Raw genomic sequence first — 19,970 nt, forward strand, 5'->3', positions numbered from 1 at the left:
TTCGCGGGTGAACCCGCGAAGAGGCCAGACCTGCGGTCAGATATCCCACACCACATTGACGGCGAAATTGCGCCCCGGCATGGTCAGGCGGTCGAGGTTGGCCGGCTGGGTCACGCCCGCTTCACCCTGGCCGTCGTAGCCACGCACCGAATCCCATTGCCAGTATTTCTTGTCGGTCAGGTTGTACAGCCCGGCGTTGATGGTGACGTCGTCGGTCACTTTGTAGAAGCCGCTCAGGTCGAGCACGCCGTAGCCTGGGGTGCGGAACTGCGAACTCTGACCGTCCGGCGCGAAGAATGTGCTGTCGTCGACCCGGGTCTTGCGCTTGACCAGGGTCCAGCTCAGCAGGCTGCCATAGTTCGCCTGCTCGTAACCCAGACCGAACACGCCGGTCAGCGGGTTGACGCTGTTCAGTGGCTGGCCGTTGTCATCGTTGCGGCCATGGGCATAGGCGATCGAACCCTGGGTATACAGGCCCTGCGGCGCACCGAAGTGGTCGAGGTTCAGGCGGCCCTTGAGCTCGGCGCCCTTGATGGTGGCGTGCTTGATGTTGTTGGCCTGGAACGTGGTTTCCAGGTTGGCCGACTGCACGGCGTCTTCGTCGATGAAGTCGCGGTACTTGTTGTAGAACACCGCCACGTCGAAGTTGCCGGCGTCGAAGTTGCCACGCAGGCCGGTTTCGTAGCTCTTGCTCTTTTCCGGTTCGAGCCCGGGGTTGCCCTGCACGCTGTAACCCAAGGTCGGGTTATCGAAGCGCCCGTACATCGACTTGGCTGTCGGGGTGCGGAAGCCTTCGGCGTACTGGCCATACCAGGTGTAGTTGTCGTTGAAGGCGTAGGTCAGGCCGAACTTGGGCGAGACGCGGTGCCACTTCTTGTCCGAGTCGTCGAGGCTGCTCGGGGCGGTGCCTGAGCCCTGGATGCCGCGCAGGAATTCCTCGGTGAATTTCGGCTCCATGCGCGTGTAGTCGTAGCGCGCGCCGGGCATGAAGGTCCAGTTGTTCCAGCGGATTTCATCCTGCACGAACAGGCTGTAGGTGTTCACGGTCGGGTCAGGGAAATCGCTGACCAGCACCTGGGCATCGCTGGTGCTGACCTGGCCGATGGCGCGGCAGGTGCCACCGACTGCCAGGCAGGTGCCGGTACCGCTGCGCGAACCCGTGACTTTCTCGTGCTTGAGGGTGGTGCCGTAGGTCAGCAGGTGGTCAGTGGCGCCGATGTTGAAAGCCTTGTCCAGCTGGGCGTCGAAGACCCATTGGCGGTCCTTGTAGGTGGTGTCGCGGGTGCGCAGCACGGTGCGGCTGAACGGGAAGTAGACTTCCTCGGTGCTCTGGTCGGTCTTGGCCACCTGGTAGTTCAGGCTCCATTTGGCGTGGTCGGCGACCAGCGACTCCAGGCCGAACTCATGGTTGATGCCGAAGCGCTCGCGGGTCACGGTGTCGTTGCCGCTGCGGCTGCGGTACATGCCCAGGCCGCTGCCGTTGGTGAACGGTCCACCGACGGCGCTGAGGATGTTCTGGTCGCGGTCATCCTTGTAACGTTCGTAGGTCAGCCCCAGGCGGGCATCGTCGGCGTAATTCCAGCCCAGCTTGGCCAGCACGTTGGTGGTGCGCACGTCTTCCGGGTTGGCCTCGGTGCGCGACAGGCCCGTGCCGCCGTGGCTACCGTAAGACTCGGTCTCGTGGCCGTTGCGCTGGCTCAGGTGCAGCAGGCCGTCGAAGTCACCCGTGCGGCCTGCCACCGTTGCCGAGGTCAGCCAGCTGTCATCGGCCGAGCTGTAGCCGGTCTTGAGGCGCGCGCCGACATCCTTGCCTGGCTTGATGATGTCGTCCGGGTCGAGGGTGAAGTAGCTCACCGCGCCGCCGATGGCGTTGCTGCCGTACAGCACGGAAGCCGGGCCGCGAAGGATTTCCACGCGCTTGACGATCTCGGGGTCGACATAATTGCGCTGGGTCTGGGCGTAGGGGCCGTAGAAGAAGCTGTCGGGGATCGACACGCCGTCTACCTGGGTGAGCACGCGCTCGCCGTCGATGCCGCGGATGTTGTAGCCGTTCAGGCCACTGCGCTGGCCGGTACCCCCCACTGACACACCCGGCTCGTAGCGCACCAGTTCCTGGATGTTGTTGACGTTCTGCCGGTCCAGTTGCTCGCGGGTCTGCACGGTCACGGTGCTCGGTACCTGGCTCACGTCCTGGGCGTTACGGGTGGCGCTGACGGTCATCTGCTGCAGGGCGATGATGTTGCCCGCCGTCTGGCGTTCGAGCACCACGTTACCGTTGCTGATCTTACGGAAGCTCAGGCCCGTACCCTGGAGCAGGCGCTTGAGTGCGGCCTCCGCTGGCAGCGCTCCCTGAACGCCCGGCGATGCCACGCCGTCGGCCAGTTCGGCGCTGAAGCCAACCTGCCAGCCGGTGACCTTGCTGAAGGCATTGATCGCTTCGACCAGAGGCTGCTGGGCGATGCTGAAGCGGTAATTGCCCATGCGAGGGCTGCTGGCCTGGGCCGGTTCGGCGGCCAGCGCCGGCAGGCTGCAGGCACCGCTGGCGAGCAGCGCCAGGGTCAGCAGCGACAGCTGACCGGTACGGCGAGGAAGTGTGGACGGGCGAGATGGACCTGTGAACATCGAAAGCGCTCCCTGACGCGCGAACTGCTATAGGTGATGACCGTTCTCGTTTTCAAACAAGAATCAGTTGCATTGGCTATAACGAGACGGGCGGGGTTGCGCGATCGCGTAAAAAAACTTTGTCAGTCAGTTGATGATCACGACGGCGGGGAATTCGTGCAGCTGCGCCGAGGTGATGTGGGCCAGGGCACGCAGCGTTTCCAGCGGCTGGTCGAGGCGGTAGTTGCCGGTCACCGCCATGTCGCCGAGCTGGTCGTTACGGTTGATGATCCAGCCGGGGTAATAGCGCCGCACTTCCGCCAGCACCTGGCTCAGCGGGCAGTTCTCGAACACCAGGCGGCCGTCGACCCAGGCCAGGTCCTTGTGCATGTCCGGGCGCTGGCGCTGGCCGAAACCGTGCGGGCCGACACTGATGCTGTCGCCGGCACTGAGGCGAATGCGCTGGTCGCTGGCGGCTTGCAGGTCGACGTCGCCGCGTTGCACGCGAACCTGAGCCTCGCCGTCCAGGTAGCGCACGGCGAAATCAGTGTCGCGCACTTGCGCGCGCACGGGCCCCGCCTGCACTTCCAGCGGCAGCCGGGCGCCACCGGGTACCTGGAAGTACGCTTCGCCTTGCAGCAGGCGTGCGACCTGGCGGCCGCCCTGCTGGTCACTGGCGAAGGCGGAATTGGTGTTGAGCAGAACCTTGGCGCCGCCCCCCAGCTCCAGGCGCTGGCGCTCACCGACCACGGTCAGGTGGTCCGCCTGCAGGCGCATCGGCAGGTTGCCGAACGTCAACAGCCCGACCAGCAGCACGGCGGCGGTCGCCAGTGGCTTCCAGTGCGCACGCAGGCGCCCGCGCAGCGAGCGGCGTTGATGCTGGTGCAGGTGCAGGGCGGCCTGGCGCAGCGGGGTGCCGTTCCACAAGGCTTCGGCCTCGACGTAGGCTTCGGCGTTTTCCGGGGCTGCGCTGAGCCATTGTTCGAAGGCGAGGGTGTCGGCCTCGCTGGCGCATTGCAGGCGCACGAGCCAGTCCAGCGCCTCGTCCAGCGCACGGGCGCGGGCGTCGGGCCCGGTAGCTGACGGGCGAGTGACGGGGCTGTCGGTCACGGTGGGTCCTTGCAGCAATTTTGGCGAATGATCAAGGCTGGGGCGAAGCATGGCAAGGATTACGCCCTATTCTGCACGCCTGCGGTCGGCTCATTTGAGCCTGTCGGCCACGCCCATGCAGATCGCCATGATCAGTTTCAGTTCCTTCTGAACGGTGCTGGCCGAGACGTGCAGTTGCTCGGCGATCTCCAGGTAGCTGGCGCCGTGCAGGCGGCTGAGGATGAAGATGCGCTGCTGGCGCTCAGTCAGTTGGTTGAGGCTGACGCTCAGGTGCTTGAGCAGTTGTTCGGCGTGTGCGGCGTCTTCGCTGCTGCCGTGCGCAGACGCGACATTGTGCAGCACCTCGTCGGGCACATCGTCGACCAGCATGCGCGACCGCACCCGCCGCGTGCGCAGGTGGTCCAGCGCTAGGTTGCGGGCGGTCTGGAACACAAAGGGCTCGAGATGTTCGATCGGGCGCTCGCCCAAGGCACGGGATACCCGCAGGTAGGTTTCCTGCAGCAGGTCCTCGGCGGTGCTGTGGTTGCCCACCATGCGCTGCAGGGTGCGCAGCAGGGAAAGACGCTGGACGAGGAAGACGGAATTGAACCGGGACTGACTCACGGGGGGACCTGGCCGACGAAAGGTGAAATGATAATGCTTATCATCTGCCGGTCAGGTCAAGCTTGGAAATGTTAGGAAAAGGTAAAGATTGTCATCGGCGCTTGCGCGGTCCCTGTGGGAGCGGGCTTGCCCGCGAAGCAGGCGACGCGGTGGATGGCACGGGCTCCGCCCGTGTTCGCGGGCAAGCCCGCTCCCATACTGATCGCGTCACCTTCTCGATGGTGCACTAGCGCGCACTAGCCAACGCCAGACAGTTATCCAGCATGCGGTTGGAGAACCCCCACTCGTTGTCATACCAGGCCAGCACCTTGAGCATCCGCCCGTTGGCCCGGGTATGGTTGGCATCGAAGATCGACGACAGCGGGTTATGGTTGAAGTCGCACGACACCAGCGGTAGCGCGTTGTAGCCGAGCACCTTGGAGTGCCGGCTGGCTTCAAGGAACAGTTGGTTGACCTGTTCGACGGTGGCTTCGCGCTTGAGGTTTACGGTCAGGTCGACCAGCGACACATTGATCACCGGTACCCGCACGGCCATGCCGGTGAGCTTGCCGGCCAGCTCCGGCAGCACCAGGCCCACGGCCTCGGCGGCGCCGGTCTTGCTCGGGATCATCGACTGGGTGGCCGAACGGGCACGGTAGGGGTCGCTGTGATAGACGTCGGTCAACACCTGATCGTTGGTGTAGGCGTGAATGGTGGTCATCAGCCCCTGTTCGATGCCGAACTCGCGGTGCAGCACCTGGGCGATCGGCGCCAGGCAGTTGGTGGTGCACGAGGCGTTGGAGATGACCTGGTGCGAAGCCCGCAGGATATCGTGGTTGACCCCATAGACCACGGTGGCATCGACGCCCTTGCCCGGCGCCGAGACGATCACCTTGCCGGCGCCCGCAGCCAGGTGTGCGGCGGCCTTGGCGCGGTCGGTGAACAGCCCGGTGCACTCGAACACCACGTCAATCGCTTCGGCCTTCCAGGGCAGTTCGGCCGGGTTGCGGATGGCACTGACCGCGATACGGTCACCATTGACCGTCAGGCTTTCATGGTCGGCCTCGACCTGCGCATCGAATGTGCCGTGTACGCTGTCATATTTGAGCAGGTGGGCGTTCATCGCGCTGTCACCCAGGTCGTTGATGGCGACGACCTGCAGGTCCTGGCGGTAGCCTTGGGTATACAGTGCGCGCAGGATGTTGCGCCCGATGCGGCCGAATCCGTTGATGGCGATACGTAGGGTCATGGCAGTACCTCTGGCGGTCCGAGTGAAACCTGTGGCAAAAAGGAGCTTCACTGAAACGGTTTTGTTGTTGGAATTACAAGATTATTCACTGGGCGATAGAAAACAAGCCCTTTTGATGGCAGTATTTTGTTTAAACATACAACGAGTGGTTGTGCGCAGTGCCTCCCCCGATATCGCGAGCCCCTCTGCCCTGAGCCTAGGCCGCAATCGTTTGGAGGGGAAACGCCCGGTAAACCGCCCTTACAATTAGCCTGGAGTCCAGTACATGCATCCGCGCATCCTTGAGGTCACCCAGCGGCTGATCGAACGCAGCCGTGCCACCCGCGAACGCTACTTGCAGCTGATTCGTGGCGCGGCCAGTGACGGGCCCATGCGTGCCAGCCTGCAATGCGCCAACTTCGCCCATGGCGTGGCCGGCTGCGGTGCCGAGGACAAGCAGACCCTGCGGTTGATGAATGCGGCCAACGTCGCCATCGTCTCGTCCTACAACGACATGCTCTCGGCGCACCAGCCGTATCTGCATTTCCCTGATCAGATCAAGCAGGCCCTGCGCGAGGTCGGCTCGGTCGGCCAGTTCGCCGGCGGCGTGCCGGCCATGTGCGATGGCGTGACCCAGGGCGAGCCGGGTATGGAACTGGCGATCGCCAGCCGCGAAGTCATCGCCATGTCCACGGCGGTAGCGCTGTCGCACAACATGTTCGACGCGGCACTGATGCTCGGCATCTGCGACAAGATCGTCCCTGGCCTGATGATGGGCGCGCTGCGCTTCGGCCACTTGCCCACCATCTTCGTCCCGGGCGGGCCGATGGTCTCCGGTATTTCCAACAAAGAGAAGGCCGACGTGCGCCAGCGCTATGCCGAAGGCAAGGCCAGCCGCGAGGAGCTGCTGGAGTCGGAAATGAAGTCCTACCACAGCCCCGGCACCTGTACCTTCTATGGCACCGCCAACACCAACCAACTGGTGATGGAGGTCATGGGCCTGCACCTGCCCGGCGCCTCGTTCGTCAACCCGTACACACCGCTGCGTGATGCCCTCACCGCCGAAGCGGCGCAACAGGTCACGCGCATGACCAAGGCCAGCGGCAGCTTCATGCCACTGGGCGAGATCGTCGACGAGAAGGCATTGGTCAACGCCATCGTGGCCCTTCACGCCACGGGTGGCTCGACCAACCACACTCTGCACATACCGGCAATCGCCCAGGCGGCCGGCATCCAGCTGACCTGGCAGGACATGGCCGACCTTTCCGAGGTGGTGCCGACCCTGTCCCACGTCTACCCCAACGGCAAGGCCGACATCAACCACTTCCAGGCCGCTGGCGGCATGGCCTTCCTGATTCGCGAGCTGCTCGATGCCGGCCTGCTGCACGAGGACGTCAACACCGTGGCTGGCCATGGTCTGCGCCGCTACACCCAGGAACCGTTCCTCGACGACGGCAAGCTGGTATGGCGCGAAGGGCCGCAGCAGAGCCTGGACGAGAGCATCCTGCGCCCGGTGGCGCGGCCATTCTCGGCCGAAGGTGGCCTGCGGGTGATGGAAGGCAACCTCGGCCGTGGCGTGATGAAGGTCTCGGCAGTGGCGCCTGAGCATCGGGTAGTCGAAGCACCGGCGCGAGTGTTCCATGACCAGCAGTCGCTGGCCGATGCCTTCAAGGCCGGTGAACTGGAGTGCGATTTCGTTGCCGTGGTGCGCTTCCAGGGCCCGCGTTGCAACGGCATGCCCGAGCTGCACAAGCTGACGCCGTTCCTTGGCGTGCTGCAGGATCGTGGTTACAAGGTCGCGCTGGTGACCGACGGGCGCATGTCGGGGGCCTCGGGCAAGATCCCGGCGGCCATCCACGTCTGCCCCGAAGCGTTCGATGGTGGCCCGCTGGCACGCGTGCAAGAAGGTGATATCGTGCGGGTCGATGGCGTCGAAGGCACGCTGCGGGTGATGGTGTCGGCAGAAGAACTGGCCAGCCGTGACCTGCCGCCCGCGCCCCAGGGCAACGACCTGGGCTGCGGCCGTGAGCTGTTCGGCTTCATGCGCATGGCGTTCAGCCCGGCAGAGCAGGGCGCAAGTGCCTTCACCTCGGCCTTGGAGAACCTCAAATGAAGGACCTGCTGGTTGGCGACATCGGTGGCACCAATGCCCGTTTTGCGTTGTGGCGTGACAACCAGCTGTGCCAGGTGAAGGTCTTCGCCGCGGCCGACTACACCAGCCCGGAGCAGGCCATCGAAGCTTACCTGGAAAGCCACGGCATCGCCCGTGGCGGCCTGGCAGCGGTGTGCCTGGCGGTGGCCGGGCCGGTCGATGGTGATGAATTCCGCTTCACCAACAACCATTGGCGGCTCAGCCACAAGGCGTTTTGCCAGACGTTGCAGGTCGAGCGGCTGCTGCTGATCAACGATTTTTCGGCCCAGGCGTTGGGCATGACCCGCCTGCAACCCGGTGAGTACCGTGAGGTCTGCGCAGGCCGGGCGGACCCGCTGCGGCCGGCGCTGGTGATTGGCCCGGGCACTGGCCTTGGCGTCGGCAGCCTGTTGCGCCTGGGCGAGCAGCACTGGCAAGCGCTGCCGGGTGAGGGCGGGCATGTCGACCTGCCGGTGGGCAATGCCCGGGAGGCGGCGATCCATCAGCAGATACACAGCCAGATCGGCCACGTCAGCGCCGAGACCGTACTCAGCGGCGGTGGCCTGGTGCGGTTGTATCAGGCCATGTGCGCGCTGGACGGCGACACGCCCCGACACACATCCCCGGCGCAGATCACCGATGCTGCGTTGAGCGGCGAACCACGGGCGCTGGCGGTGATCGAGCAGTTCTGCCGGTTCCTCGGGCGCGTGGCTGGTAACAATGTGCTGACCCTGGGCGCGCGTGGCGGGGTCTATATTGTCGGCGGCGTGATACCGCGATTTGCCGAGCTGTTCCTGCGCAGCGGGTTTGCCGCCAGCTTTGCCGACAAGGGTTGCATGAGTGGCTACTTCGCCGGTGTGCCGGTGTGGCTGGTGACAGCCGAGTTTTCCGGCCTGATCGGTGCCGGGGTAGCCCTGCAGCAAACACTGGATCACTGATACTCTCGATCGGGCTGCACCGCGACAGCAGGCGAGAAGACCTGCGACAACCATGAGGGCGGGATACCTTGAGCACTGCCGGAAAATCAATCCTGATGGTCGATGACGATCAGGAAATTCGTGAACTGCTGCAAACCTACCTGAGCCGCGCCGGCTTCCAGGTCCACGCCGAAGCCGATGGCCAGGGTTTTCGCCGCGCATTGGAAAACACCCCCTGCGACCTGGTGATCCTCGATGTCATGCTGCCCGACGAAGACGGCTTCAGCCTGTGCCGCTGGGTGCGTCAACACCCGCGCCAGTCGCGGGTACCGATCATCATGCTGACCGCCAGCTCCGACGAAGCCGACCGCGTCATTGGCCTGGAACTGGGCGCCGATGATTACCTGGGCAAACCGTTCAGCCCCCGTGAACTGCAGGCGCGTATCAAGGCCCTGTTGCGCCGCAGCGAGTTCGGCCTGGCGGCGCCAGCCAGTGCCGTGCTGGCCTTCGATGACTGGCGCCTGGATACGATCAGCCACCGCTTGTTCCACCGCGATGGTGAAGAGGTGATGCTGTCCGGGGCCGACTTCGCCCTGCTCAAGCTGTTTCTCGATCATCCGCAGCAGATTCTGGACCGCGACACCATCGGCAACGCCACGCGAGGCCGTGAGCCGATGCCACTGGACCGCATCGTCGACATGGCCGTCAGCCGCCTGCGCCAGCGCCTGCGCGACACCGGCAAACCGCCGCGGCTGATCCGTACCGTGCGTGGCAGCGGTTACCTGCTGGCGGCTCATGTCTGCTGCGCTTCCTGAGCGGCGCTGGCGCTTGCTGCCGCGCTCGCTGCTGGGGCGCATGCTGCTGCTGACCCTGCTCGTGGTGCTGTTGGCTCAGGGCCTGTCGAGCCTGATCTGGGTCGCCCAGCTGCGCGCCAGCCAGTTGCAGGGCCTGCGCGCCAGTGCCTCGAGCCTGGCCCATTCCATGAGTGCCAGCGTCAGCTACTTCCGCTCGCTGCCGGTGGCCTATCGGCCCATGGTGCTCGATCAACTGCGCAGCATGGGTGGGACGCGTTTTTTCGTTTCGCTCAACGACAAGCCGCTGGACATGCCGGTGTTGCCCATCACGCCGCGCAAGCAGGTGGTGATCGACGTGTTCCGGCAAGTACTGCACGAACGCCTCGGCGAGCAGATGGAGATTTCTGTCGAGTTCGTCGCCCCTGATGACCTGCGCATCTTCAACAGCGGCCTGAAGCTCGATGAACTGCCGCGTTCATGGGCACATTATTCGCTGACCCTGGAGCCGCTCAACCCGCCGGTGCTGGTGACCCAGATCCGCCTGGGCCAGGGTGAATGGCTGTACATCGCCTCCTTGCTGCCCGAGCCCTATACCAGCCTCGAAACCGAACGCCTGCCGCGTCAGCAGATCGGCTTCATCGTCCTGACCACCGCCTTGCTGCTGCTGTTCATCGGTTTGCTGGTGCACTGGCAGAGCTGGCCGCTCAAGCGCCTGGCGCGTGCTGCACGTGAGTTGTCCTTGGGCGCCGATGTGGCGCCGGTAGCCGAGGGCGGTGGCAGCGAGGTGGTCGAAGTGGGGCGGGCGTTCAACAGCATGCGCGAGCGTATCAGCCGTTACCTGACCGAGCGTTCCCAGTTGTTCAGCGCCATTTCCCACGACTTGCGCACACCGATCACGCGGTTACGCCTGCGAGTGGAGCTGCTCGAGGACGAGCGCCTGCAGGCCAAGTTCAGCCAGGACCTCGACGAGCTGGAACTGCTGGTCAAAGGGGCGCTGCAGTGTGTGAAAGACACCGACATCCACGAGAACATCGAGCCGATCGACCTCAATCAGGTGCTGGAGATGCTCGCCGAGCCGTACCTGGGTGACGGCAGGATCACCCTCGAAGGGCGAGCCGTGTTGCCGTACCCAGGCAAGCCGCTGGCCCTGCGCCGCTGTATCGGCAACCTGATCGACAATGCCATCAAGTATGGCGAGCGGGCACGCCTGCGCATCATCGACAGCGCCGAGGGTTTCGTCCTGCAGGTGGATGACCAGGGCCCTGGCGTGCCGCAGCAGCAGATGGAACAGGTGTTCGAGCCGCATTTTCGCCTGGCCGGCAAGCAGCAGGGTTATGGGCTGGGCCTGGGTATCGCGCGCAATATCGCCCACAGCCACGGCGGCGAGGTGAGCCTGCTCAACCTGCGCGAGGGTGGCTTGCGGGTAACGCTCTATCTACCAAGAGGTGTGGATTGACTGATGTCACAAGCTGGTGACATAACCGCCCCTCTTCGTGACATCCCGGCCAGGACGGCTGGCTAGACTTCACCGACCACACGCAAGGAACGCGCTACCCCATGATCACCCCCGATCTGGCCCCTGGCAGTTGGCTGGGTTCCACCGTACATGCCGCCTGGCTGCAGGCAGAAGGGCAGCGCCTGCTGGCGTTCGCCAGGGCTTCGCGGCTGCCAGACGGCTTCGGTTGCCTCGATACACAGGGCCGCCTGCCGCCCGCGGCCGGCAGCGAAACCCTGCAGACCACCCGTATGACCCACAGCTTCGCCCTGGCCCATCTTCAAGGTGTGCCCGGCTGCCTGCCGTTGGTCGAGCATGGCGTCAATGCCCTGCGGGGTACCTTGCACGACAGCCGCCACGGCGGCTGGTTCGCACACCCGCCAGGGCAGGGCGACAGCACCAAGGCTGCCTACCTGCATGCCTTCGTCGCGCTGGCCGCGAGCTCTGCAGTGGTCGCTGGCGCCGTGGGGGGCCAGGGCTTGCTGGTGGATGCCATCCATACCCTCGAAGCGCGGTTCTGGAGTGAGGAGCAGGGCGCCCTGCGTGAGTCGTTCTCCAGCGACTGGCAGCAGGCGGAAGGCTATCGCGGCGCCAACAGCAACATGCACGCCACCGAGGCGTTCCTGGCCCTGGCCGATGTCACCGGCGATACGCTGTGGCTCGATCGCGCCCTGCGGATCGCCGAACGCATCATCCACACCCACGCCGCTGCCAACGGCTATCGCGTGATCGAGCATTTCGACGCCGACTGGCAACCGCTGCCGCACTACAATCGCGATGATCCCGCCGATCACTTCCGGCCGTTTGGCACCACGCCTGGCCATGCCTTCGAATGGGCACGGCTGCTGCTGCATCTGGAAGCAGCTCGCGAACTGGCTGGCTTGCACGTACCGCAATGGCTGCTGGATTGTGCCCGTGGTCTGTTCGACAGCGCCTGCCGCGACGCCTGGAACGTCGATGGCGGCAAAGGCATCGTCTACACCCTGGACTGGGACAATCGTCCGGTGGTGCGCGAACGCCTGCACTGGGTGCATGCCGAGGCCTGCGCCAGTGCGGCAGCGCTGCTGCGGCGTACCGGCGAAGCGCAGTATGAGCGTTGGTACCGTTGCTTCTGGGACTTCATCGACAGCCATTTCATCGACCGGGTCGGCGGCAGCTGGCATCACCAACTCGACACGGAAAACCGGCCAGCCGCGACCATCTGGACGGGCAAGCCGGACCTCTATCACGCTTATCAGGCAGTTCTGCTGCCAGGTTTGCCATTGGCCCCCAGCCTGGCGACAGCCATTTCGCGTTATGTAACCAAACGATGACATTCGCGCATCGCTTCGTTACCTGACGAGGCGGGCGCGCTGATTAGACTCCATGCAATGCAAGCGACCGACTTGCCCGGCATAACAACAAGAAAGGTACTCCGATGAATTCGACTCTCCGCCTCGCCGCCGCGATTTCCCTCGCCTCGCTCCTGCCGCTCAGTGCCTCCGCCGCCGACTCCAAAGGCAGTGTCGAAGTGGTGCACTGGTGGACCTCCGGCGGTGAAAAAGCCGCTGTGGATGTGCTCAGGGCCCAGGTCGAGAAGGATGGCTTCACCTGGAAGGATGGCGCCGTTGCCGGTGGCGGTGGCGCCACGGCCATGACCGTGCTCAAAAGCCGCGCAGTGGCGGGCAACCCGCCTGGCGTCGCGCAGATCAAGGGGCCGGACATCCAGGACTGGGCCGCTACCGGGCTGCTGGATGCTGACGTTCTCAAGGATGTCGCCAAGGCAGAACAGTGGGACGCGCTGCTCGACAAGAAGGTTGCCGATACCGTGAAGTACGAAGGCGACTATGTGGCCGTGCCGGTCAATATCCACCGCATCAACTGGCTGTGGATCAACCCTGAGGTGTTCAAGAAGGCCGGCATCGACAAGGCGCCGACCACCCTCGAAGAATTCTACGCCGCTGCCGACAAGCTCAAGGCTGCCGGTTTCATCCCGCTCGCCCATGGCGGTCAGCCATGGCAGGACAGCACCGTGTTCGAGAGCGTGGTGCTGGCGGTCATGGGGCCAGAGGGCTACAAGAAGGCCCTGGTCGACCTGGACGCTTCGGCGCTGACCGGCCCCGAGATGGTCAAGGCGCTCACCGAGCTGAAGAAGGTCGCCACCTACATGGACCCTGACGGCAAGGGCCAGGACTGGAACCTGGAAGCGGCCAAGGTCATCAACGGCAAGGCCGGCATGCAGATCATGGGCGACTGGGCCAAGAGCGAGTGGACCCTGGCCAAGAAAACGGCCGGCGAGGATTACCAGTGCGTGCCGTTCCCCGGGACTGACAAGGCATTCCTCTACAACATCGATTCGCTGGTGGTGTTCAAGCAGAACGACAAGGGCACTGCTGCCGGTCAGCAGGACATCGCCAAGCAGGTCCTGGGCGAGAACTTCCAGAAGGTCTTCAGCATCAACAAGGGCTCGATCCCGGTGCGTAACGACATGCTCGCCGACATGGGCAAGCATGGCTTCGACGCCTGCGCCCAGACGTCCGCCAAGGACTTCCTGGCCGACGCCAAGACCGGCGGCCTGCAGCCGAGCATGGCGCACAACATGGCCACCACGCTGGCCGTGCAGGGCGCATTCTTCGATGTGGTGACCAACTACATCAACGACCCCAAGGCCGACCCGGCCGATGCGGCGAAGAAGCTGGCGGCGGCGATCAAGGCGGCCAAGTAAAGCCATTCGCGGGCAAGCCCGCTCCCACAGGTTCGGCTTCTGCCCGGGGCCTGTGTGAGCAGGCACCCTGTGGGAGCGGGCCTGCCCGCGAAGCGGTGCAACGCACCGCCTTTACCTCGAGATCCACAACATGACAACAGCAACCGCACAACTGCGGGCCTCCCCCCTGGACGCGCTGCAGCGCTGGCTACCGAAACTGGTGCTGGCCCCCAGCATGTTCATCGTTCTGGTGGGCTTCTACGGCTACATCCTCTGGACCTTCGTCCTGTCCTTCACCACTTCGACCTTCCTGCCGACCTACAAGTGGGCGGGCCTGGCGCAGTACGCCCGGCTGTTCGACAACGACCGTTGGTGGGTGGCGAGCAAGAACCTGATGCTGTTCGGCGGCCTGTTCATTGCAATCAGCCTGGCCATCGGCGTGCTGCTGGCCGTGCTGCTGGACCAGCGTATCCGCCGCGAAGGCTTCATCCGCACCATCTACCTGTACCCCATGGCGCTGTCGATGATCGTCACCGGCACCGCCTGGAAGTGGCTGCTCAACCCCGGCATGGGCCTGGACAAGCTGCTGCGTGACTGGGGCTGGGAGGGCTTTCGCCTGGACTGGCTGATCGACCCTGACCGGGTGGTGTACTGCCTGGTGATCGCCGCCGTGTGGCAGGCCTCGGGCTTCATCATGGCGATGTTCCTCGCCGGCCTGCGCGGGGTCGACCAGTCGATCATTCGCGCCGCACAGATCGACGGTGCCAGCCTGCCGCGCATCTACTGGACCGTGGTGCTGCCGAGCCTGCGCCCGGTGTTCTTCAGCTCGCTGATGATCCTGGCGCACATTGCCATCAAGAGCTTCGACCTGGTGGCAGCCATGACGGCCGGTGGCCCGGGTTACTCCTCCGACCTGCCGGCGATGTTCATGTACTCCTTCACCTTCAGCCGCGGCCAGATGGGCATGGGTTCGGCCAGTGCCATCCTGATGCTTGGGGCGATCCTGGCGATCCTCGTGCCGTACCTGTACTCGGAACTGCGGAGCAAGCGCCATGCGTAGTCTTTCGGAAAAACCGGCGCTCAGCCTGAGCCGCGTCGCGATCCATGCGGTGCTGCTGATCGCCGTGCTGTTGTACCTGGTGCCGTTGGTGGTGATGCTGCTCACCAGCTTCAAATCGCCCGAAGACATCAGCACCGGCAACTTGCTGAGCTGGCCCGCCGTGATCACCGGTATCGGCTGGGTCAAGGCCTGGGGTACGGTCAGTGGCTACTTCTGGAACTCGATCATGATCACCGTCCCGGCGGTACTGATATCCACCACCATCGGCGCGCTGAATGGCTATGTGCTGTCGATGTGGCGCTTTCGCGGCTCGCAGCTGTTCTTCGGCCTGCTGCTGTTTGGCTGCTTCCTGCCGTTCCAGACCGTGCTACTGCCGGCCTCGTTCACCCTCGGCAAGCTGGGCCTGGCCAGTACTACCACCGGCCTGGTGCTGGTGCACGTGGTCTACGGCCTGGCTTTCACCACCCTGTTCTTCCGCAATTTCTACGTGAGCATTCCCGATGCGCTGGTCAAGGCTGCGCGCCTGGATGGCGCCGGCTTCTTCACCATCTTCCGCCGCATCATCCTGCCGATGTCGACGCCGATCATCATGGTCTGCCTGATCTGGCAGTTCACCCAGATCTGGAACGACTTCCTGTTCGGCGTGGTGTTCTCCAGCGGCGACTCGCAACCGATCACCGTGGCCCTGAACAACCTGGTCAACACCAGCACCGGGGCCAAGGAATACAACGTCGACATGGCGGCGGCGATGATCGCTGGCTTGCCAACCCTGCTGGTCTACGTGGTGGCAGGCAAATATTTCGTCCGCGGGCTCACCGCCGGCGCGGTCAAGGGGTAAGTCATGGCAACGCTTGAACTTCGCAATGTGAACAAGACCTACGGCAGCGGCCTGCCAGACACGCTCAAGGATATCCAGCTGTCGATCAAGGACGGTGAGTTCCTGATCCTGGTCGGCCCCTCCGGCTGCGGCAAGTCGACCTTGATGAACTGCATTGCCGGCCTGGAGAGCATCAGCGGTGGTGCAATCCTCATCGACGAACAGGACGTCAGCGGCATGAGCCCCAAGGATCGTGACATCGCCATGGTGTTCCAGTCCTACGCGCTGTACCCGACCATGAGCGTGCGCGAGAACATCGAATTCGGCCTGAAGATTCGCAAGATGCCGCAGGCCGCCATCGATGAGGAGGTGGCGCGGGTGGCCAAGTTGCTGCAGATCGAGCACCTGCTGGCGCGCAAGCCGGCGCAGCTGTCCGGTGGCCAGCAACAGCGTGTGGCCATGGGCCGTGCGCTGGCGCGGCGACCGAAGATCTACCTGTTCGACGAACCGCTGTCCAACCTCGATGCCAAGCTGCGGGTCGAGATGCGCACTGAAATGAAGCTGATGCACCAGCGCCTCAAGACCACCACGGTGTATGTGACCCACGACCAGATCGAGGCCATGACCCTGGGGGACAAGGTGGCGGTGATGAAGGACGGCATCATCCAGCAGTTCGGGACGCCACAGCAAATCTACAACGACCCGGCCAACCAGTTCGTCGCCAGCTTCATCGGTTCGCCGCCGATGAACTTCATTCCGGTACGCCTGACCAAACAGGACGGGCGCCTGTTGGCGGTGCTCGACAGCGGCCAGGCACGCTGCGAATTGCCGTTGGGGCCGGCCAGTGATGATTTGGACGGTCGCGAGATCATCCTCGGCATTCGCCCCGAACAGATCGCCTTGGGCGCAAACGAGGGCAATGGCCTACCGGGAATCCGCGCCGAAGTGCAGGTGACCGAGCCCACCGGGCCGGACCTGCTGGTGTTCGTTACCTTCAACCAGACCAAGGTCTGTTGTCGCCTGGCGCCGGACATTGCCTGCCGGGTAGGCGACAGCCTGAACCTGCAGTTCGACCCGGCGCGGGTGCTGCTGTTCGACGCCGACAGCGGCGAACGTCTGCACCTGGCCAGCAGCAATACCGCCATAAAGGACAACGTGGCTCACTTCAAGGGCCGCTAACTCGTCTACACCATCAATAAGAAAAAAGAGGACGCAAAGGGATGGAACAGCGCAATCGCATCAGGACCTTGGGCTCCCTGGCCCTGCTCGCCGTGGTTGGCAGCAGCGGGGTGCAGGCTGCCGAAGCATTTTCCAGCGAGTCGAAATGGATGACCGGCGACTGGGGCGGCACCCGCACCGAGCTGCTGGACAAGGGCTACGACTTCACCCTCGATTATGTGGGCGAGGTGGCCGGCAACCTGCACGGCGGCTACAACGACGACAAGACCGCACGCTACAGCGACCAGTTCGCCCTTGGCGCGCACCTGGACCTGCAGAAGATCCTCGGCTGGCATGATGCCGAGTTCAAGCTGGCGATCACTGAGCGCAGTGGTCGCAACCTGTCCAATGACCGCATCAGCGACCCGCGTGCCGGGCAGTTCAGCTCGGTGCAGGAAGTGTGGGGCCGTGGCCAGACCTGGCGGCTGACACAGATGTGGGTCAAGCAGAAGTACTTCGACGGCGCGCTGGACGTGAAAGTCGGCCGCTTCGGTGAAGGTGAGGACTTCAACAGCTTCCCTTGCGACTTCCAGAACCTGGCCTTCTGTGGCTCGCAGGTGGGCAACTGGGTCGGTGGTATCTGGTACAACTGGCCAGTCAGCCAGTGGGCGCTGCGGGTGAAGTACAACATCACCCCGGAATTTTTCGTTCAGGTCGGTGCCTTCGAACAGAACCCGTCCAACCTGGAGACCGGCAACGGCTTCAAGCTCAGCGGCAGCGGCACGAAAGGCGCGATCCTGCCGGTGGAAATGGTCTGGTCACCCAAGGTCAATGGCCTGCCGGGCGAGTACCGCCTGGGTTATTACTACAGCACGGCCAAGGCCGACGACGTGTTCGAGGACCTCAACGGCAACCCGCAGGCGGTCACCGGCGAGGCCTTCAAGTCGCACTCGAGCAAGCACGGCTGGTGGGTAGTGGCGCAGCAGCAGGTCACCGCCCATGGCGGCGACATCAACCGTGGCCTGAGCCTGTTCGCCAACTTCACCGTGCATGACAAGGCCACCAACGTGGTCGACAACTACCAGCAGGTCGGCCTGGTCTACAAAGGTGCCTTCGACGCCCGGCCCAAGGACGATATCGGTTTCGGCGTGGCGCGCATCCATGTAAATGACGACGTCAAGAAGCGCGCCGAACTGCTCAACACCCAGAGCGGTATCGATGACTACGACAACCCAGGCTTCGTGCCGCTGCAGCGCACCGAGTACAACGCCGAGCTCTACTACGGCTTCCATGTCACCAACTGGCTGACCGTACGGCCCAACCTGCAGTACATCAAGAGCCCGGGCGGTGTGGACGAAGTGGACAACGCGCTGGTCGCAGGTTTGAAGATTCAGTCGTCTTTCTAAGCACACTTGTTGTAAATTTACGCCAATCCAATTTCGGCTCCCGGCACCCACTGGCTTGCAGTGGTTGTCGGGAACAGGCCGAGACAGCGCTATCTCAAAAAACAAGAGCTTGGAACCATGCCCGAACATCCGCTACATCGCTTCTTTTCCTCGCAGCGGCCCCGGCCGACATTCGGGTGGGAGCGTTACCAGCAGCGCGATGTGCTGATCATCGACCATCCCCGTTGCCAGGCGGTGTTCAGCCGCCAGGGCGCGCAACTGCTGCATTTCCAGCCAACCGGGGAGCGGCCCTGGCTGTGGTGCGCCGAGCAATGGCCACAGGTGGGGGCGATTCGCGGAGGAGTACCGGTGTGCTGGCCCTGGTATGGCCGTCACCCCAGTGAAGACCTGTGGCCTGCCCATGGCTGGGCGCGTTTGCTGGACTGGAAACTGGTGGACAGCCGCGAAGACGATGAGGGCGTCAGCCTGAAGTGGCGGCTGGACCTGTGCGATTGGCAAGTAGACCTGCACGCCAGGCTTGGCAGCCGCATGGAACTGAGCCTGAGCACCGAGCACCAGGACAGCGAACCTTGCCAACTGAGCCATGCGCTGCTGGCCTATTGGCGCATCAGTGACGTTTCCGAGATAGCGCTGTCCGGGCTTGAGGATATCGAAGGCTATGACCGCCTGAGTCGCCAGGCCTGCCGTGAAGACGGTGCGCTCAAGCTCAAGGGTGGCTGCCAGAAGGTTTACCCAGGCACGCCACGGGTGCAGTTGCAGGACCCGGCTTGGGAGCGTGAGCTGTGCATTGACACGGGTGACAGCGACGACACCGTGGTCTGGCACCCAGGCAATCGGCCGCTGATGGGCGTCAGCGGTCGTGAGTGCCAGGGCTTCGTCTGTGTCGAGGCGGCCAGCGGCAGTGGTGAGGGCCTGAGCCTGGCACCGGGGCAGAGTGCACACCTGCGGTTGCAGGCGCACCGGCTCAGTTGAGTTCGTCGTCCTCGATCGGGTAGCGGCTGGCGTTGAGGCTTTCCTTGATCTTGCGCAGATGCGGCTGGAAGTCCACGCCGCGGCGCAGGGTCATGCCGGTGGCCAGCACATCGAGCACGGTCAGCTGGATGATCCGCGAGGTCATCGGCATGTAGATGTCGGTGTCCTCCGGCAACGGAATGTGCAGGCTAAGGCTGCAGGCCTGGGCCAGCGGCGAGCCGGCAGCCGTCAGGCCGAGCACCGAGGCGCCGTTTTCCCGGGCCAGGCGTGCCACATCGACCAGTTCGCGGGTGCGCCCGGTGTAGGAGATGATGACGAACAGATCGCCGGTGTGTGCCACCGAGGCCAGCATGCGTTGCATCAGTACATCGGCATGGGCCGATACCGCGAGGTTGAAGCGGAAGAATTTGTGCTGGGCATCGAGCGCCACCGGTGCCGAGGCGCCGAGGCCGAAGAAGTGGATCTGCCGGGCCTGGATCATCATGTCCACGGCACGGCTGACCTGTTGCGGGTCCAGTTGCTGGCAGGCGCTGTCAAGCGAGGCGATGGCACTGCCGAAGATCTTCTGGGTGTAGGCTGCCGGGTCATCGTCGGCTTCCACTGCGCGGCTCACGTAAGCTGCACCGCTGGCCAGGCTCTGCGCCAGTTGCAGCTTGAGCTCCGGGTAGCCGCTGACGCCGAACGAACGGCAGAAGCGGTTGACGGTCGGTTCGCTGACCTTGGCCGCCTGGGCCAGCGCGGCGATGCTGAAGCGGGTGGCTTGTTGGGGATTGAGCAGGATGACTTCGGCGACTTTGCGTTCGGCCTTGTTCAGCTCGTCGAGGCGTCCCTGGATCTGTTCCAGGAGGTTTCGCACGCGGTCCATGGGTGTGTCCTTGGGTCGGGAAGACAGCCGGCTGTGGGAGCAGCAGGCTTTTTGCACGGTCGTCTATCGTACTGTCGGCGCGATTGACGTACCACTTGTCTGTAATGTTGATGTGTAATGTTGTGGTTTTTACTACATTATTCCTTGAAAA

16 protein-coding genes are annotated in these 19,970 nt (G+C 64.0%); 11 read left to right on the forward strand and 5 right to left on the reverse strand.

Going from position 1 to position 19,970, the window contains the following annotated elements; genetic code table 11:
- Nucleotides 1-36 precede the first annotated feature (36 nt).
- From ACQKPS_RS09215 to gap, 4 genes are all read right to left on the reverse strand, one after another.
- Complete coding sequence (locus tag ACQKPS_RS09215) at nt 37-2,622, reverse strand: TonB-dependent receptor (RefSeq protein ID WP_427603718.1); 2,586 nt, start codon at nt 2,620-2,622, stop codon at nt 37-39.
- Nucleotides 2,623-2,748: 126 nt separating this feature from the next.
- Complete coding sequence (locus ACQKPS_RS09220) at nt 2,749-3,711, reverse strand: FecR family protein (protein WP_427603719.1); 963 nt, start codon at nt 3,709-3,711, stop codon at nt 2,749-2,751.
- Nucleotides 3,712-3,801: 90 nt separating this feature from the next.
- Nucleotides 3,802-4,314 carry an RNA polymerase sigma factor gene (locus ACQKPS_RS09225; protein ID WP_254483432.1) on the reverse strand — a complete coding sequence of 171 codons (513 nt, stop codon included), beginning with the start codon at nt 4,312-4,314 and terminating at the stop codon, nt 3,802-3,804.
- Between the two features lie 226 nt (nt 4,315-4,540).
- Nucleotides 4,541-5,542 (reverse strand): type I glyceraldehyde-3-phosphate dehydrogenase, encoded by a 1,002-nt coding sequence (gene gap, locus ACQKPS_RS09230; RefSeq protein ID WP_427603722.1) that lies wholly within the window; start codon nt 5,540-5,542, stop codon nt 4,541-4,543.
- A 265-nt stretch (nt 5,543-5,807) separates the two neighbouring features.
- Here gap and edd point away from each other — a divergent pair, with 265 nt between their 5' ends.
- The 11 genes from edd (at nt 5,808) to ACQKPS_RS09285 (ending at nt 18,954) form a co-directional block, all read left to right on the forward strand.
- Nucleotides 5,808-7,634 (forward strand): phosphogluconate dehydratase, encoded by a 1,827-nt coding sequence (edd, locus tag ACQKPS_RS09235; RefSeq protein ID WP_313201378.1) that lies wholly within the window; start codon nt 5,808-5,810, stop codon nt 7,632-7,634.
- On the forward strand, nt 7,631-8,590 hold the full coding sequence (locus ACQKPS_RS09240) for a glucokinase (protein WP_254483436.1): 960 nt from the start codon (nt 7,631-7,633) through the stop codon (nt 8,588-8,590). Before edd ends, ACQKPS_RS09240 begins: the two co-directional genes overlap by 4 nt.
- Before the next feature lie 68 nt (nt 8,591-8,658).
- Nucleotides 8,659-9,384 carry a two-component system response regulator GltR gene (gene gltR, locus ACQKPS_RS09245; RefSeq protein ID WP_254483438.1) on the forward strand — a complete coding sequence of 242 codons (726 nt, stop codon included), beginning with the start codon at nt 8,659-8,661 and terminating at the stop codon, nt 9,382-9,384.
- Nucleotides 9,365-10,819: an ATP-binding protein gene (locus tag ACQKPS_RS09250; protein WP_254483440.1), complete on the forward strand. Its 1,455-nt coding sequence runs from the start codon at nt 9,365-9,367 to the stop codon at nt 10,817-10,819. Before gltR ends, ACQKPS_RS09250 begins: the two co-directional genes overlap by 20 nt.
- Nucleotides 10,820-10,920: 101 nt before the next feature.
- Nucleotides 10,921-12,171, forward strand: a complete 1,251-nt coding sequence (locus ACQKPS_RS09255) for an AGE family epimerase/isomerase (RefSeq protein WP_313201381.1) — start codon at nt 10,921-10,923, stop codon at nt 12,169-12,171.
- 104 nt (nt 12,172-12,275) lie between these two features.
- On the forward strand, nt 12,276-13,562 hold the full coding sequence (locus ACQKPS_RS09260; protein ID WP_427603726.1) for an ABC transporter substrate-binding protein: 1,287 nt from the start codon (nt 12,276-12,278) through the stop codon (nt 13,560-13,562).
- Between the two features lie 130 nt (nt 13,563-13,692).
- Nucleotides 13,693-14,601, forward strand: a complete 909-nt coding sequence (locus tag ACQKPS_RS09265) for a carbohydrate ABC transporter permease (RefSeq protein WP_085673494.1) — start codon at nt 13,693-13,695, stop codon at nt 14,599-14,601.
- A complete protein-coding gene (locus tag ACQKPS_RS09270; RefSeq protein ID WP_254483445.1) occupies nt 14,594-15,439 on the forward strand; it encodes a carbohydrate ABC transporter permease in 846 nt (281 codons plus the stop codon). The genes ACQKPS_RS09265 and ACQKPS_RS09270 overlap by 8 nt, the downstream gene beginning before the upstream one ends.
- Nucleotides 15,440-15,442: 3 nt before the next feature.
- The gene (locus tag ACQKPS_RS09275; RefSeq protein WP_254483446.1) at nt 15,443-16,597 is read left to right on the forward strand and encodes an ABC transporter ATP-binding protein; all 1,155 of its coding nucleotides are present in this window, start codon (nt 15,443-15,445) and stop codon (nt 16,595-16,597) included.
- A 41-nt stretch (nt 16,598-16,638) separates the two neighbouring features.
- Nucleotides 16,639-17,982, forward strand: a complete 1,344-nt coding sequence (locus ACQKPS_RS09280; protein ID WP_254483447.1) for a carbohydrate porin — start codon at nt 16,639-16,641, stop codon at nt 17,980-17,982.
- 117 nt (nt 17,983-18,099) lie between these two features.
- A complete protein-coding gene (locus ACQKPS_RS09285) occupies nt 18,100-18,954 on the forward strand; it encodes a D-hexose-6-phosphate mutarotase (RefSeq protein ID WP_427603730.1) in 855 nt (284 codons plus the stop codon).
- On the opposite strand, the gene hexR is transcribed toward ACQKPS_RS09285, so the two are convergent.
- On the reverse strand, nt 18,947-19,810 hold the full coding sequence (hexR, locus tag ACQKPS_RS09290; RefSeq protein WP_176510233.1) for a DNA-binding transcriptional regulator HexR: 864 nt from the start codon (nt 19,808-19,810) through the stop codon (nt 18,947-18,949). The two genes, ACQKPS_RS09285 and hexR, sit on opposite strands and share 8 nt — an antisense overlap.
- Nucleotides 19,811-19,970 lie beyond the last annotated feature (160 nt).

Origin of the sequence: Pseudomonas sp. NPDC086566 (assembly GCF_050280885.1) — a bacterium.
In the GTDB taxonomy this organism is placed as follows: Bacteria; Pseudomonadota; Gammaproteobacteria; order Pseudomonadales; family Pseudomonadaceae; genus Aquipseudomonas; species Aquipseudomonas vlassakiae.